The organism is Streptomyces sp. NPDC090045, assembly GCF_044747975.1.
Lineage (GTDB): Bacteria > Actinomycetota > Actinomycetes > Streptomycetales > Streptomycetaceae > Streptomyces.
In genome coordinates, this window is sequence record NZ_JBIVFA010000013.1 from 250,147 (window position 1) to 265,090 (window position 14,944).

16 protein-coding genes are annotated in these 14,944 nt (G+C 71.2%); 7 read left to right on the forward strand and 9 right to left on the reverse strand.

From position 1 onward, the window contains the following. Positions 1-19: 19 nt before the first annotated feature. On the reverse strand, positions 20-238 hold the full coding sequence (locus tag ACIPYQ_RS30290; RefSeq protein ID WP_401257022.1) for a hypothetical protein: 219 nt from the start codon (positions 236-238) through the stop codon (positions 20-22). Positions 239-288: 50 nt separating this feature from the next. Here ACIPYQ_RS30290 and ACIPYQ_RS30295 point away from each other — a divergent pair, with 50 nt between their 5' ends. From ACIPYQ_RS30295 to ACIPYQ_RS30310, 4 genes are all read left to right on the forward strand, one after another. Continuing rightward, positions 289-651 (forward strand): hypothetical protein, encoded by a 363-nt coding sequence (locus tag ACIPYQ_RS30295; protein WP_401257024.1) that lies wholly within the window; start codon positions 289-291, stop codon positions 649-651. 1,860 nt (positions 652-2,511) lie between these two features. Beyond that, the gene (locus ACIPYQ_RS30300) at positions 2,512-2,826 is read left to right on the forward strand and encodes a hypothetical protein (RefSeq protein WP_401257026.1); all 315 of its coding nucleotides are present in this window, start codon (positions 2,512-2,514) and stop codon (positions 2,824-2,826) included. Positions 2,827-3,166: 340 nt separating this feature from the next. Further along, positions 3,167-3,730: a hypothetical protein gene (locus ACIPYQ_RS30305; RefSeq protein ID WP_401257028.1), complete on the forward strand. Its 564-nt coding sequence runs from the start codon at positions 3,167-3,169 to the stop codon at positions 3,728-3,730. A gap of 632 nt (positions 3,731-4,362) precedes the next feature. Continuing rightward, positions 4,363-4,809, forward strand: coding sequence for a hypothetical protein (locus ACIPYQ_RS30310; protein WP_362237741.1), 447 nt, complete (start codon positions 4,363-4,365; stop codon positions 4,807-4,809). A gap of 4 nt (positions 4,810-4,813) precedes the next feature. Here the strand turns inward: ACIPYQ_RS30310 and ACIPYQ_RS30315 are convergent, their stop codons facing one another. The 4 genes from ACIPYQ_RS30315 to ACIPYQ_RS30330 all read right to left on the reverse strand — a co-directional run bounded on the left by ACIPYQ_RS30315 (position 4,814) and on the right by ACIPYQ_RS30330 (position 7,850). Then, on the reverse strand, positions 4,814-4,948 hold the full coding sequence (locus ACIPYQ_RS30315) for a hypothetical protein (RefSeq protein WP_401257030.1): 135 nt from the start codon (positions 4,946-4,948) through the stop codon (positions 4,814-4,816). 68 nt (positions 4,949-5,016) lie between these two features. After that, positions 5,017-6,825, reverse strand: a complete 1,809-nt coding sequence (locus ACIPYQ_RS30320) for a galactose oxidase-like domain-containing protein (RefSeq protein WP_401257032.1) — start codon at positions 6,823-6,825, stop codon at positions 5,017-5,019. Positions 6,826-7,029: 204 nt separating this feature from the next. After that, positions 7,030-7,200, reverse strand: coding sequence for a hypothetical protein (locus tag ACIPYQ_RS30325; protein WP_401257034.1), 171 nt, complete (start codon positions 7,198-7,200; stop codon positions 7,030-7,032). Positions 7,201-7,235: 35 nt separating this feature from the next. Then, the gene (locus tag ACIPYQ_RS30330; RefSeq protein WP_401257036.1) at positions 7,236-7,850 is read right to left on the reverse strand and encodes a cysteine hydrolase; all 615 of its coding nucleotides are present in this window, start codon (positions 7,848-7,850) and stop codon (positions 7,236-7,238) included. Between the two features lie 76 nt (positions 7,851-7,926). On the opposite strand from ACIPYQ_RS30330, the gene ACIPYQ_RS30335 reads away from it, so the two are divergent. Further along, a complete protein-coding gene (locus ACIPYQ_RS30335) occupies positions 7,927-8,400 on the forward strand; it encodes a pyridoxamine 5'-phosphate oxidase family protein (protein WP_401257038.1) in 474 nt (157 codons plus the stop codon). An 18-nt stretch (positions 8,401-8,418) separates the two neighbouring features. Here the strand turns inward: ACIPYQ_RS30335 and ACIPYQ_RS30340 are convergent, their stop codons facing one another. Further along, positions 8,419-9,321, reverse strand: coding sequence for a LysR family transcriptional regulator (locus tag ACIPYQ_RS30340; RefSeq protein WP_401257040.1), 903 nt, complete (start codon positions 9,319-9,321; stop codon positions 8,419-8,421). A 74-nt stretch (positions 9,322-9,395) separates the two neighbouring features. Between ACIPYQ_RS30340 and ACIPYQ_RS30345 the strand changes: the two genes are divergently transcribed. Next, positions 9,396-10,355: a DMT family transporter gene (locus tag ACIPYQ_RS30345; protein ID WP_401257042.1), complete on the forward strand. Its 960-nt coding sequence runs from the start codon at positions 9,396-9,398 to the stop codon at positions 10,353-10,355. Between the two features lie 279 nt (positions 10,356-10,634). Here the strand turns inward: ACIPYQ_RS30345 and ACIPYQ_RS30350 are convergent, their stop codons facing one another. Next, positions 10,635-11,975, reverse strand: a complete 1,341-nt coding sequence (locus ACIPYQ_RS30350; RefSeq protein ID WP_401257044.1) for an aminotransferase class I/II-fold pyridoxal phosphate-dependent enzyme — start codon at positions 11,973-11,975, stop codon at positions 10,635-10,637. 37 nt (positions 11,976-12,012) lie between these two features. Between ACIPYQ_RS30350 and ACIPYQ_RS30355 the strand changes: the two genes are divergently transcribed. Next, positions 12,013-12,723 carry a pyridoxamine 5'-phosphate oxidase family protein gene (locus tag ACIPYQ_RS30355; RefSeq protein ID WP_401257046.1) on the forward strand — a complete coding sequence of 237 codons (711 nt, stop codon included), beginning with the start codon at positions 12,013-12,015 and terminating at the stop codon, positions 12,721-12,723. Here the strand turns inward: ACIPYQ_RS30355 and ACIPYQ_RS30360 are convergent. Next, positions 12,705-13,667: a DMT family transporter gene (locus tag ACIPYQ_RS30360; protein WP_401257048.1), complete on the reverse strand. Its 963-nt coding sequence runs from the start codon at positions 13,665-13,667 to the stop codon at positions 12,705-12,707. The genes ACIPYQ_RS30355 and ACIPYQ_RS30360 overlap by 19 nt on opposite strands. Before the next feature lie 162 nt (positions 13,668-13,829). Continuing rightward, positions 13,830-14,804, reverse strand: coding sequence for an EamA family transporter (locus ACIPYQ_RS30365; protein ID WP_401257050.1), 975 nt, complete (start codon positions 14,802-14,804; stop codon positions 13,830-13,832). Between the last annotated feature and the right edge of the window lie 140 nt (positions 14,805-14,944).

Here is a 14,944-nt window from a genome sequence, read left to right on the forward strand (position 1 = left end):
GCGCCCCCAGGGAACCAGCTCATCCTGCGAGTTGGTTGGCCGTAATGCGGTGTGTGGCGGGCAGCGAAAGACCGGCGCCCACGGTCTGGCCGGTGCCGCTGATGACGAGCTTGCGGTCCGTCTCCTGTACCGAGGCGGCGCCGGGCAGTTCCGCAAGCTCCCGCTCGGCGGTCGACTGCGATGGCCTGAACGAGATGACGGTCGAACTCGCGGCCCGGCCGATCAGGCCAGGTGTCACGACGGGCCCGCGGGTCGGGCCCGTCGGTGAGCTCGTCGAGGACGACCACCTTGGGATTGCTCCAGCGCCTCCTGCACGGTGAGTTTGGCCTGACCTTCCCCCAAGAGTCGAGCAGCTTCTTCTACGAGGGCGAACGCTCGCTCACGGCTGAGGAGTTCGACGCCCCTTTCCGTCAGGGCTTGCCGACCCTCGCCCGCGCCGCCAGCCGCACCCTGGACTGGAGCTCCGGCAGCATCGAGGGCGCCGTCAACCGCATCAAGAAGATCAAGAGACAGCTCTACGGCCGAGCCGGCCGGGCATCACCCAGCACGGCGCGCCTGCCCGCGACGACCTCCGCAACGGACCGGCGGAGCGGGGGCGGGAGCGGTGGCGGGGGCGGACGGGCCGGCCCGATGGCCGGCCTCGGCCCGTGATCCATCCGGAGCTGCGGCGGCCTTGCCGGAGCATCACGCGAACCCGTCCCCTCACGGTCGAACACGGATGCCACCCCTGCCGTCATCGCTAACAGTCCTCGGTGGGCCCGGACCGGCCAGGAGTCTCGGGACTTCCAAGGGATCGGCACCACGGACATTCGTGGAGGTCGCTCGCCGAGCCCGCTGGAGGAGGCAGCGACAGGGAGAAACCCGACCTGTATTCGTCCTGAAGTGCCGGTATCGAGCTCATTTGCGTGCGGGGCGGGGTCGTTTCGCCGGCCGTGCCTGCTCCAGCCAGGCGGCGGATCGCCTGTATCAGCGCCGCCCGTACCGTGCACGCCCCCCGTTGGGCCGCTGCCCATAAAACACGAGCCGCTGGGTCACCGCAGGGTGGCATCCTCACGCAACCCTTCTCGCGGACTGTGTCCGGATGCTCCGGAGGCTCTCACAATGACAGGTCGATGATAGTTCTTTCAGTTCAGACACATCTCGACTTTCCCACGACGGCCAGGACGGAGTGCATCGAGCCGGAATGAGACCAGCCGCCACCGTTTCGACATAACCCATTTGGCGGCGAGGAGCAGCAATGTGCGAATTGCCAGGGTTTTCGCCCGCCCGCCAATGTGCGAATTGCCGGGGTTTCCACCCCACTCCGACGATGTACGAATTGCCGGGGTTTTTCAGTGATACCGGCCACCCTTTCCACTGGGTGTTCTTGATCAGGAGGGCGTGCCGAGTGGCCTGCCCGCGTGTGACATTGGATAGTGTTCCGACACGACTCGTCCGAGCTCTCCGGGCCACGGTTCGCGAGGGCACTGCAGCGGGGGCTGCAGGGCACTGGATGCACTCTCGCCGAGGCCTGTTCGGCGGCCTACCGCGGCCCAGAGCCTCACGTCCGGGGTGCCGGCATCACGCGCCTCGCCGGAACCCGGGACGCGACGAAGTCCGAGTCAACGCGACCACCCTTCGTCAGAACTGCAGCCGTTCAGCGGGTGGAGTCGGCCGCCAGCATGGGGCCGTTTGGCCGTAGGAAGGGTGGCCGACATGGCTCATGAACGACCCGGATACGGAGACGCCGACAGGCTCCTCCCCCGGCCACACCGCCACCGCGGCTTCCCGACAAGACAGCCGGGTGGCGTCTACGTGCAGGGATAGAACCTGCTTGAAGCGTCGTCGGCGCCTCAGCTCAAGGGCGTCCACGGCCCAGAGGCGGCCGATCCCCGAGGAGTTCAACGCGGTGAAAACTGTGCCCAGTGCGGTGGAAATCAGCACGATCCACAGGAGGATGCCTCCCACGGCTGGTCCTTTCGAAGGTTGAGGTTGCAAGGACCGCCCGGACCTGAGCCCCGGCGATCGACCGGCATAACGCACGGGCATATGCCTGGTTGCGCCCTGTCCTCCGATTGCAGCCATGCGCAGCAATCCACGTCCTTGGCATCTCGATCTATTTACCGATGATCAGTCGACTGCTGCGAGCGGCCGGCCCTCCCGGCCCCAAGTCAGGGGTCAAGGCGCTTCTTTGGGTCACGTGGCCGTCCGCGCAGCCACAAGCGCAGACGCATGCCTCCGTGCACGGGGGACTCCGCCGGGTGGGGCTCGGCACGCAGCAGGGCGGTCGTATGTGACGTACACGCGTTGCCGTCAGGCACCCCGGCAGAGAGGCGGAGCCGAAGCTCACCGTTTACCCGAGTCGAGGCGAGCCAAGGCGCGGCGCGGCGTGACGCGCGGCGGCGAGAGCAACGTTCCTGCTGTCCACGTGGTCCGCCTGTCGAACCGATAAGACAGGCCCACCACTTACTCATCGGCCACCATCACCCGGATGGCGCATACCCTGACCAACATCGACAGCGTTTATGGAATATGACAACAGCAAAGCTCCCCGTCTTCTTCCGCAGGACTGCGGAAGAAGACGGACAGGGAGGCAGTTTTCACTCCGGGGCGATCCGGATCGGTAAGTGGCTTTTCATTCCGGGTTCAGCCGACCGTGGCGTGACCCGGAACGCAACGCTGGAACACGAGAGTCTGGAAATCGATCTGAGCTACTCGTCCTCGATCTTTGAGGACTTCCTCCATACGATGAGCGTGATCCAGGTCGACTTCGGCAGGCGGTTGGGGAACACGGCAGCGTCCGCAACAGCTGCCGGCGAGTGCTCGGGTGGCAGCTCCCGTGCATGAGCCGTACGGGTACCCGGACATCCACGGCGTCCGCCCCCAGCAGGAGACCTCGGCTTTCTGGGGCGAGCCGGAGCACGTACAACACCCCTATCCCGGGCAACCTCCCGGCGGGCCGGGCGAGGCGCATCGGGCATGGGATCCGGTGGAGGAACTCGCCTGCCTTCTCCAGGAGAACGCCGTACCCGGGCAGCGGGAGCCCCTCACCCGAGGCGGCTTCGACGGCACCGGTGACACGGCCAGCACCATCGGCCTCATGGCAGGGCTGAAGCCCACCCCTCCCGGGCGTCCGCCCGCACGAGCCTCCAGGGGGCACCGCCGGAACCTGCCGAAATCGCCAGTCGTGACCCTGCTGCAAACGGGCAGTGTGTTCACCGCCGCGCTGGTGGGCGCCATCGCCGCTGTGGTGAGCATCCTCAGCGGCTTGGCCATCTGCGACACCCTGCGCCACAGCGCCGGACCCCACACGGCCCGCGACGTGGTCAGCTGGTGGCCCCTGCTGATCTACGGCCCCTGGATGGTCGCCTCCCTGTCCATCCTCAGATCGGCCTTGCACCAGCGCCGCGCGCTTCATTCCTGGTCCATCGTCTTGCTGTTCTCCACGCTGGCCACGCTTCTGTGCGTGGCCCAGGCACCCAGAACGATCGCCGCCGGGGCGGCGTCTGCCCTTCCTGCGGTCGCGGCGCTGTCCTGCTTCCAACAGCTGGTCCGCCAGATCACGCTCACGCGACCGCCTCGCCAGGCCGCTCCGCGGCACCGAAATCCGGCAGCCTCCGTGTCCGTTCCGCTCAGGCAGACGGCCACGGCCCGACGTGGCCCGGACGGTGTCCCTCCCGGCTTCCCCGTGGCAGACAGCAGGGAAGCCGGCTCTCCGTCCCACCGCCACGGATTCGGGTACGGCGCATGACGGTCGTACGCGTGCGACAGCGCCACGTGCGCAAGTCAGCGCGACGGCCCTCGCCTCGGGCGATGGAGTACAGCTGGGCGACAGTCTTGCCGTCGGCCAGAGCGATTCGCCGTCCAAGCGCGGGAGTGGGAATCCTGGGTGAGCGTCCCAGCGGGAACGGCGCTGTCGGACGACGACGCAAGAGGGCCGAGCAACCCATGGACGGCGACCGCGAAGGGCAAAGGCGGTAGCAGCCGCTAACTCCTCCCTGGCCAACCCGGTCCTTCCCACACGACAAAGGGGTGCTCGCCTGCACCTTTGAAACGAAGATCCAAACCGATAGTCACGGGCCGTGCACAGACTCAGCCCGTCGGTCTACCCACTCTTGCCGCGATGCGGCCTGCTCCGCACCCCGCAGCCCAGGTGCGTCCAGTCACTGCGGCACACCGAGCGACGTGCCGTAGGAAAAGGCCATGCCCAGGGGCGGCGCCGTCGGCATCCGCGGCCGGCCTGCTGCTCAGGTGATCAGCGGTGCGGCGGCCACGGGATGCGTGCGCAGGGCCGGCGCGCCGGCAGAGGACCACCCCCCGCTGAACCGCATGCACAACGCGCTCCGGCGCCTCACCTCCAGACCCACAGGAGAGCTCAGCAACATGTACGAATTGACCTACACGGAACGAGTCCAATACAAGCGGCGCCAGGACACCGCTTACCAGGCCGGCGAAGATGCTGTGACCAACCTTCAGGCGGCGCTCGCGCTCGCCAACCTGACGCTTCCCTCCCTGAGCAACGACGGGCCGGTGGCCGGCCACGGTTTCGTCCGGCTCGGAGGATGCAACGCGGCCTTCGCCAACCGGCTCGCCGAAGTCATCGCCGCAGGTGCCGACGCCCTGCAGTACCAACGGAAAGCCGGCAAGGTGGAACAGCATCAGGAAGGGCTGAAGCACCAGCGCACCGTCTACGGCGTCGAAGCCGACGGCTACCGGATCATGCGCGCCGAAGCCCAGGCCGCGCCGGACCACATCGCCACATTCCTCCTGGCCCTGCGCGACACCGGGCATCCAGCCCGCGTGGACCGAAGGTCGACGCGGGCGCACTGAGGCCCTACGAGCTGACGGGCACGGCGAGGCCTACCCGGTCGGCGGGCAGGACCAGTTCGGCGGCGGCCGGTTCGGCCCGGCCGGCCGCCTCCGGGAAGTCGGCGGCGCGCTCCTCGCGCCGCAAGCGAGTCCGGCGCACCGACTCACCTGGGCGTGTGCCCGGAATCCGGGGATCGAGGACCGGGCCGCCGCTCCCGTTCGTTTCGTTCAGCGCAGGGACACGAACTTGGCCGTGCTCGGTACCCCCTTCTCGTCCAGCAGGAAGAGCATGTAGTGCCCGGGCGGGGCGTCGTTGGCGGAGGGCGGGGCCTGAAGCCCGAGCGTGTTGCCCTGACGGTGGACGATCCGCAGTTCCAGGTGGCGCTGGCTGGTATTGACCGCGTGGGTCGCGGTGGTCGGCGCCAGCAGGACGGCCTTCTTGACCTTGCCGGGGGTCGAAGTCGTCGCCCTGAAGCGGGAGTCGTAGCCGACAGGGCCGCTCGGCACGTGGTCGAGCTTGGGCCGGGAGCCCTGGTGGAGGTAGGCGGGCTCGAAGATCTCGATGCTGCCGTTCATGTCGTCATCGATCTTCGGGTCGTTGGCGAGCTGCTGGAGTTCGTCGCCGGTGACCATGATCCGGCCGTCGGGAAGGACGACCGCGTTGGAGTGGTAACCGCGCGGCAGCCGCTGCACGGGGCCGAGCCGCCAGTCCCCGAGCGCGTTGCGGGTCTCGATCTGGCGGTACTTGAGCTCGGACTTGGGGTTGTAGTCGCCGTTTCCGTAGTCCCGGATGCCGTAGGCGCCGTTGACCGTCAGCAGGCTGGCGTCCGGGAGGAGGAGGGTGTTGTCCTGGGTCCGGCCGAAGGCGCGCGGCTGCTTCTTCTCCCACACCCCGTCCGCGAGCTGGTAGGTGTTGGGGTCGTCGCGGTCACCGCCGAGGATCAGTACGGAGTTCGGACCGCGGAATCCGGCGGGCAGCGCCACCGCCGAGCCGTAGCCGCGGTGGACGCCGTCCGGGCGGGCGGGAAGGTCCGTACGCGTCTCCGCGACCGGGTCGAAGGCCCACTGCCGGGTGGCGTGGCGGCCCAGGCCGTACACCTTGCCGTCGCGCAGGGTGAACAGGTGCGGGTAGTCGCTGTCCTCGCCGAACGGCGCGTCGACGCGAAGGGTGTCGGTGGGGACGTCTCGCGGGATCAGATTCTTCTCGAAGGGCACCGGGTGGCTCTTCGCCGGGAACCGCTCGACGACCGAGGTGGAGGTGCCCCACCCCTGTTCGGTGTGCCCGGACATGATGAGCAGGCGCCCGTCCGGGGCGGTGGCGACGGACGGGTACCAGCGACCCACCGCCATGTCCTTGTTGACCGCCCACGACTCGGTCCACGGGTCGAAGACGAGGGACAGCTTCGCTCCGGCGCCTCCGCCGTAGCCGAGGTTCCCGCCGAAGACGCCGAGCATGCCGTTGGGCAGGAAGGCGTGCCCGGCGCAGAAGAAGGGAGCCGGGCGCTTCACGTTCGTGCCGTCCGGCACGACGAGCTCGGGCGGGGTGACCTTTTTGAACGCCTCGGGGCCGGTCCCCTTCGCCGGATCCCAGAGAAAGGCGCGGCCGGCGTTTTCCGGCCCGAGCGTGTTGGTCGGCGCCGGCTCCTCCGTGGGGTCGGTCTCGACACGCTCGAAGGAGAACAGCAGCACCTTGCCGGTGGGCAGCATGGCGACGTGGGCGGCGAAGTCGGGCGACTGGAAGTACTCCGCGAACTGCCCGTACGCCTTGGGGTGGAACTTCGAGTTCGCCAGCTCCTGGGACCTGGTCAGATCGCTCAGGCTCTCGATGCGCGCGAGCTGGGAATATCCACCCAGCGCCTGGGCCGCCGCGCGGATCTTGGCATGCTCCTGAGCATGCCCGGCCCCCAGCGCCGCGGCTTCGTCGGGATGGCTGTCCCCGTCGTGGGCGGTGGCGGGAACGGCGGCGACGAAGAGGGCGGTGGCCGCGAGCGCGGAGAGCGATGCGGCGAATCTCTTGGGGCGGTGCCTGCGTGACATGTGGCTCCTCACCTGTGAGCACGTGCGGACAGGCGTGGAGCCTGCCGTGAGTGATGATCACCCACAGCGACAGATGTATGACGATATGCACACATCGCGCTTGCCGAAACCGCGCCTCCGAGGCAGGGCCGTCGGTGTCGCACCCGAGCGTCAGCCTGCCCGAACCCCCCTCCCCCACCCCCGGCACGGTCCCCCGCACGGCCGTCACTCTTCGTAGACCAACACGCCGACCGCGCGCCGGACCGAACGGACCCGCTCCCTCGTGGTGGCCGGCACCTCGCATGCCGTGTACGTGGCCTGGGCCCGCAGGGCACGGCACAGCCGGCGGAAGGCCTTGCCCTGGATGTCGAGCGCCGAATCCTGGGACCGTTGCACTGCGTCCTGAGCAGGGTCCGCCCGGGCTACGAGGATCAGTACTCGGGGGCCCACTGCTCAAGGAGGGCCTCGGCCGTGGTGATGGACGCCACGAGTGCCAGGGAGTTGCGGATCACCTCGGCGGTGCAGGAGGCGGGCACCCCGGCGATGGCGTCGGCGGGGACCACGACCTGGTAGCCGAGGTTCACGGCGTCGAACACGGTGTTGGGGATGGCGATGTTGGAGGAGACCCCCGTGACGACGAGGGTGCGGATGCCGAGGTTGCGCAGCAGGGGGTCGAGATCGGTGCCGGCCATCGGGGAGAGCCCGTGCAGCCGGCGGACCACCAGGTCCTGCCCGGCGACGACGATGGGGGCGGCGACCTCCACCGCCCGGCTCCCGGTCAGCTGGCGCACGGGCAGCTTCCCCGCGGCCCGGAACAGCCGGGCGTTGGTGTTCGCACCGAGCCCGTCGGGCCGCCGCTCGGCGACGGCGTGCAGCACCTGTACGCCGGCCCCGCGCGCGGCGTCGACCAGCGCGGCCACGCGCCCCAGCATCCCCGAGTCCCGGGCCTCCTTGGCGAGCTCGGGCAGCGCGCTCTCCTCCCCCACGACACCGTTCTGGCACTCGACGGTGAGCAGCGCGGTGGTGGCGGGATCGAGATCGGGCATGGCTCCCCCTGGCGTGGCGACGGAAGAGCCCTCATGATTCCTGACACACAGTCAGATGTGAAGGGGTGCAGGACGGATGGACGAGTCACGAACCGGAACCTCGCAGCGGCGGGGCCGGCGCATCATGATGAGCGACGCGGAAGTGGACACCTTCCTGCGCGAGCAGAAGACCTGCCGGGTGGCGACGGTCTCCCCCGACGGGCGCCCGCACGTGGGCGCCCTGTGGTTCGCCTGGGACGGCGGCTCGCTGTGGCTGTACTCGATCACGCGCAGCCGCCGCTGGTCCGACCTGCGCAAGGACCCGCGGATCTCGGTGGTCGTGGACTCGGGCGAGTCGTACGACGAACTGCGCGGGGTGGAGCTGTCCGGCAGCGCCGTCTTCGTGGGCGAGGCCCCGCGCACCGGCGAGCCGTGCCCCGAACTGGCGGAGGCCGAGCGGATCTTCCCGGTCAAGAACTTCGGCATCGAGGAGATGCCGCACGACGGGCGGCACGCCTGGATCCGCCTGACCCCCGACTCGATCGTCTCCTGGGACTTCCGCAAGCTGTAGGCCGTGGAGCCGGGCGGACTACTGCAGTCCGGCGGCCGCCTCCCGCAGGGCGTCGACCGCGGCCCGGATCGAGGGCCGCCGGTCCGCGTCCGCGCGCCAGACGGCGTACACGTGGCGGCGTACGGCGTCACAGACCGGCAGCAGCCGCACCCCAGGCGGCACCGGGCCGCGCCCCAGCCTCGGCGCCACGCACACACCGAGTCCGGCCTCCACGAAGGCCAGCTGGGTGTGGTGCTCCTCGGCGATGTGGGCGATGCGCGGCTCGACGCCCGTACCGCGCAGATTGAAGACCAGCCACTCGTGGCAGAACTGCCCCTCGTTCCAGGAGATCCAGTCGTCGTCGGCGAAGTCGGCGAGCGAGATCCTGCTCCGGTCGGCCAGCGGGTGACCGACCGGGACCGCGATGTCGACGGAGTCGTCCAGCAGGTGGGTCCGGGTGAGCTCGGCGGGCACCGGCATCCGCTTGTTGTGCCAGTCGATGGCCAGCGCCAGGTCGAGGTCCCCGCGCACGACGGCGGCCATGCTGTCCTCGGGCTCCTGCTCGCGCACCCGTGCCCGCACGTCCGGGTGCCCGGCGCGCAGCGCGGACAGGGCCTGCGGCAGCAGCCCGCGCATGGCGGTCGGGAAGGCGCCGATCCGCAGCTCGCCGACGGCGCATCCGCGCTGGGCCTCGACGTCGGCCTGGGCGAGCTCCACCTGGGAGATGATCCGGGCCGCGTGATCGGCGAGCAGCCGCCCGGCGTCGGTGAGCCGGACCCCGCGCCCGTTCCTGGCCAGCAGCGGCTGGCCGACCTCGCGCTCCAGCTTGGCCATCTGCTGGGACACGGCGGAAGTGGTGACGTGGAGGCCGTCGGCCGCGCCGCTGACCGAGCCGTGGCGGGCGAGGGCATCGAGGGTGCGCAGGCGCTCCAGGTTCAACATGTAAGCAATGCTACGCCGTGGACTGGAGAAACTCTCGCTTGTCCTACGAGGTTGATACGAGCACAGTAAAGGTCATGAGCGCACCGACAGCCCCGCGGCCCACCCTCTCCACCACCGCGGCCACCACCGCCGCCGGCTGGCGCGCCAGGCTCCTCGACTGGCGCGTCCGGTTCGCGATCCTCTCGGTCGTCTGGGGCTTCAGCTTCCTCCTGATCAAGGTCGGCACGGAGGCGTACGCACCCTTCCAAGTGGCCCTGGGCCGGGTCCTGTTCGGCGCGCTCGCCCTCCTCGCGGTACTGCTGGTCCGCCGCGAGAGGCTTCCCCGCGGGCTGCGCACCTGGGGCCACCTCAGCGTGGCCGCGCTCCTGCTCAACACCGCCCCGTTCTCCCTCTTCGCGTACGCGGAGCTGAGCATCCCCTCCAGCCTGGCCGGCATCTGCAACGCGACCTCCCCGCTGTGGGGCATGGCGCTGTCGATGGTCGCCCTGTCCGAGGACCGCCCCACGCGCCGCCGTTTCGCGGGCCTGGGCCTGGGCTTCCTCGGCGTCCTGATCGTCCTCGGCGCCTGGCAGGGCTTCGCCGGCGTCGACGCCGGGGGCACCGCGCTCGCCCTGCTGGCCGCGCTCTGCTACCCCATCGGCTGGATCTACGTCCGCCGCACGCTGGCCGGCACCCCGGGCTCCCCGGTGGCCCTGACCGGCGGCCAGCTCATCGTCTCCACGCTCCAGCTCTCGCTGGTCAGCGCCCTCTTCACCACGGCGCCGGCCTCGTTCCCGCTCTGGCCGACCCTCTCCGTGATCGCCCTGGGCGCCCTCGGCACGGGCATGGCCCTGCAGATGCAGTACGGCCTGGTGACGGAGGTCGGCCCGACCACCGCCCAGATGGTCACCTACTTCATCCCGGTCATCGCCACGGCGGCGGGCGTCCTGGTCCTCGGTGAGCAGCTGCACTGGAACACCCCGGTCGGCGCCGCGGTCGTCCTGGCCGGAGCCGCCCTCAGCCAGACCCGCCCCGGGCCACGGAAGCCCGTCTGACCGCCTCCTCCAGTCCTGTCGGCAGGACCAAACCGAGGACGGCTCCGGCGGGTCCGGGTGTGCAGGGCCGGCCCCAGGACATCTCCGCCGGGGACGGGTGTGTGCAGGGGCGCTCCCCGCAGGGCGTCGAACACAAGGTGCCCCGGCCCGCCGACCCCCCGACACGTTCGACGCCCGAGGAGACGCACCGGAACACACCCGGCCCAAGCCGCACCGCCGAAGCCGGCCCGCCCCGGCCGGCAAGGCCACCGGCGGGCCGCCATTCCAGCCGTGCGGCGGTCAGTCGTTCCGCCCGCCCGCGACCCCCGTGCGGACCGCCGCGGCCACGGCGTCCGCCAGGCCCGGCACCTCCGAGACCTCCAGCTGCGACACGGTCAGCCGTACTCCCGGTCCCGCCTCGACCCGGAAGATCGCTCCGGCGGCCACCGCCCATCCCGCGGCGAGCAGCCTCGTGACCACCACCGTCTCGTCGGCCACCGGCACCCACACGTTCAGCCCGCTCCGCCCGTGCGCCCGCACCCCCCGCTCCCGCAGGGCCTCGACCAAGGCGTCCCGCCGCTCCCCGTACGCGCGGGCCACCACCGCGCGGTCCACGGCTTCCGAGGCCCACAGCTCCACCACCGCGTGCTGGAGCAGCCGGCTCACCCAGCCCGGGCCCAGCCGCTGGCGCCCCCGCACGCGGTCCAGGGTCACCGCGTCTCCCGTGAGCACGGCGAGCCGCAGGTCGGGCCCGTAGGCCTTCGCCGTGGACCGGATCAGCGCCCAGTGCCTGGTCACCCCGCCCAGCGGGTGCAACGGCAGGTCGACGTCGACGATCCCGTGGCCGTGGTCGTCCTCGATCAGCAGCACCCCGGGGTGGCGCGCCAGCAGCTCCCGCAGCTCCCCCGCCCGCGCCGCGCTCACCGCGGCGCCGGTCGGGTTCTGTGCCCGCGAGGTCACCACCAGTGCCCGGGCCCCGGCGGCCAGCGCCCGGGCGACCGCGTCGGCCCGCGGCCCGTCGTCGTCCACCGCCACCGGAAGCACCCGCAGGCCCAGCGCCGGGACGAGGTCGAGCGAGCCTCCCCAGCCCGGGTCCTCGACCGCCACCGCGTCCCCCGGCCTCAGGTGGGCGACGAGCACCCGTTCGATCGCGTCCAGCGCTCCCGAGGTCACCGCCACCGGGCCGGGCGGCACGGCGTCCGCATCGAAGTCCGCCCGGGCGAGCCGGGCCAGGTCCGGCGCGACCGGGTCCGCTCCGTAGAGGGCCGGGGCCTGCGCGTACCGCCGGGCCGCGGCCGCCAGTGCCCCGTCCAGGGCGGGGAGCAGCGACACGTCCGGATTGCCCTCCGCGAGGTCGCGCACTCCCGCCGGCACCGCCATCCGCAGCGCGTCCCGGGGGGTGCTGGAGGGCCGGGGCCGCACCCTGCTTCCGCGTCGCCCGTCGGTTTCGATGACCCCGCGCTCGCGCAGTGTCCTGTAGGCAGCCGCCACGGTGTTGGGGTTGACGCCCAGTTCGCCCGCCAGCTCCCGCATCGGGGGCAGCAGCGATCCGGGCGGCAGCGCACCCGATGCCACGCCCGCCTCGACGCTCGCCGCGATATCCGCTGTGCCGCGCCCTGTGATCCGATACTCTACTAGCACAAACCCAAGTATGCACTAGTGCAATGGAGTCGGCATCATGACCGCCACGCCCGCCACGGAGACGACGACCGAGAGCACCAAGAGCACCGGGACGACCGGCACGTACGAGCCCACCGACCGCACGGTCCCCACCCGTTCCCGCGACCGGGCGCGCTACGACCGCGAGACGGTGCACTCGATACTCGACGAGGCCTACATCTGCCACCTCGGCTTCGTCCGCGACGGCGCGCCCGTGGTCCTGCCCACGCTGTTCGCCCGGGTCGGCGAATCGATCTACGTGCACGGCTCGACCGGATCCCGCCCGCTGCTCGCGGCCGGCCAGGCCGATCCGGGCCTGGCCGTCTGCGTGACCGTGACCCACGTCGACGGTCTCGTGCTGGCCCGCTCGGCCTTCCACCACTCGCTCAACTACCGCTCGGTGGTCGTGCACGGCACCGCCTACCAGGTCACCGACGAGGCGGAGCGCCGGATGGCCCTGGACGCCCTGGTCGACTCCGCCGTGCCGGGCCGCTCCGCCGACATCCGGCCCGCCAACGCCAGGGAACTCGCCGCCACGGCGGTGATCCGCGTGGATCTGACCGAGGTGTCCGCGAAGCTGCGTACCGGCCCGAGCAACGACGACGCCGAGGACCTGGACCTGCCCTACTGGGCGGGCGTGGTCCCGGTCGCCCCCGCGTTCGGAACCCCGGAGCCCGCCGCGGACCTGGCCCCCGGCATCACCGTTCCGGACTACATCACGGCGCTCTGAGGACTCCGCCGGACGGCGGTGGGCACGGCTTCCGCCGGACGGCGCGACTCCGCCACGATCAGGGCGCCCACCGCCGTCAGCAGCAGTACGGTGCCCAGCACCACGGCGGCGGTCAGCCGCTCCCCGAGGAGCAGGACGGCGATCACCGCGGCGCTCACCGGCTCGATCAGCATGATCACCGAGACGGTGGCGGCCCGTACGGCGGCGGCTCCCGTGAAATAGAGCGCGTACGCCAGCGCCGTCGGCACGGTGGCCACGTACACGAGCAGCCAGAGCACCCGGCCGAGATCAGCAGTGTGCGGCAGCAGCCCCTCCATCGCAGCCAGGGGGAGCAGGCACACCGTGCCCACCGCGACCGACCACGCGGTGGTCACCAGCGGGTCCCCGCCGGTGCCGCGCTGCCCGAGCCGGCGGGCCCGCAGGGTCATCCCCGCGTAGCCGGCGGCGGACAGCAAGGCCCAGCCGACGCCGACCGGCCGCACCTCGCCGCCCCCGCTGCCCAGCACCAGGACGGCCAGCCCCGCCAGCGCCCCGACGACGGCGGCCACGCCACCGCGGCCGAGCCGCTCGCCCATCCAGTGGCGTGCCCCGAGCGCGATGAGCACGGGCCCGGCGCCGAGCGTGACCACGGTGCCCACGGCGAGGCCGGTCTCGCGCACGGCGGCGAAGTACGCGGCCTGGAAGAGGGTGAACAGCAGTCCGGTCCCGATAAGCGAGCCCACCGAGGGCCGCGTCCGTCCCGGCCCGGTACGGGACCCCCGTACGGCGAGCACCCCGAGCAGCACCACGAGCCCGCCCGCGCACCGCCAGAACGACAGGGCGAGCGGGCCGAGGTCACTGGCCAGGAAGAGGAGTGAGGCCGCCGCTCCGGCGGTGCCCCAGGCGGCTCCGGCGACGACGAGGTACAGCAGACTGCGCCCGGCAGCGGGCGAATGGTTCGACACGAGAGCTCTCCGCGCATGCGTGAAGGATGAAGGAAGCAGGTCATCGCTTCGCGGGCAGCGCGAACCCGCCCGGGAACTCCCCGGGCCGGGTCATGATCGTGGAGGCGCCGCCCGCGCTAGGCGGCGGGAGGCGGAAGCACGGTCGAATGCATGATCGCCACCCTAGGCCGTCGTGGTCTCGCGGTCCAGCAGGGCCGGACCGCCCGCGGCGGGCGGGACCGGGGGGACCGGCGGGGCCGGCCGGGAGGACTGGGCTATGAAGGCCCCGCCCAGCACCAGCGCGCCGCCGACGATCTGCCAGGTCGAGAGGTACTCGCCGAGCAGGATCCAGGCCAGCACGGTGGCGACGACCGCCTCCAGGAAGGCCACCACGCCCGCGACCTGCGGCGAGAGCCTGCGCACCGAGACCACACCGGTCAGATACGCGAAGACGGTCGCGACCAGCACCACCCAGGCGAGCAGCACCGGCGCGGGCATCATCGTGCCGCCCATGGAGGCCTGGCCGCCCAGCACCTGCCAGTCGATCTCCCACGGCCGGGCGATCACCGTCATCACCAGGGCGCCGACGAGCATGCCGTACGCGATCACCCCGAGCGGGTCGGGGGCGTCCTCCCCGTCGGAGCCCTGGTCGGCGAAGACGAAGTAGAAGGCCTGGCAACAGGCCGCAGCGAGGCCGAAGAGCACGCCGAGCGGGTCCAGGCTCAGCCCGGACCAGATCTCGACCACGCAGGCCAGGCCCACGACGGCCACCGCCGCGCCGGCGGCCGCGCCCCGCGTCACGGGCTTGCGCTGCACGAAGCGGATGTAGCCGAGCAGCAGCGCGGGGCCCAGGTACTCCAGCAGCAGGGCCACGCCGACCGGGATCCGGGACAGGGAGGCGAAGTAGAAGGCCTGCACACCCGCGACGGCGATCAGCCCGAAGCCGACCAGCAGCAGGGGCTTGCGCAGCACGAGGTCACGGTGGCGCCAGGCCAGCGGGGACAGCACGAGCGCTGCCCCGGCCACCCTGAGCCAGACCATGTGGAGCGGGTCCAGACCCGCCTCGATCAGCGGCTTCGCCGCAACACCGGAACCACCGAACGCGAACGCCGAGACGAGGGCGAGGCCCAGTCCGGCGTTTTTCCCGGACGCTTGCATTCCGCCATCATGACAGGGTCGGTCAGCACCGTCACGCCCATGACACCTGTTGAGACGGAGTCGATATCACGCCCCTCCGGACCCCACCGTTTCTGACAGGTCGTCAGTATTGAATGTTCCGCCCGCCAGGGCTACCTTCC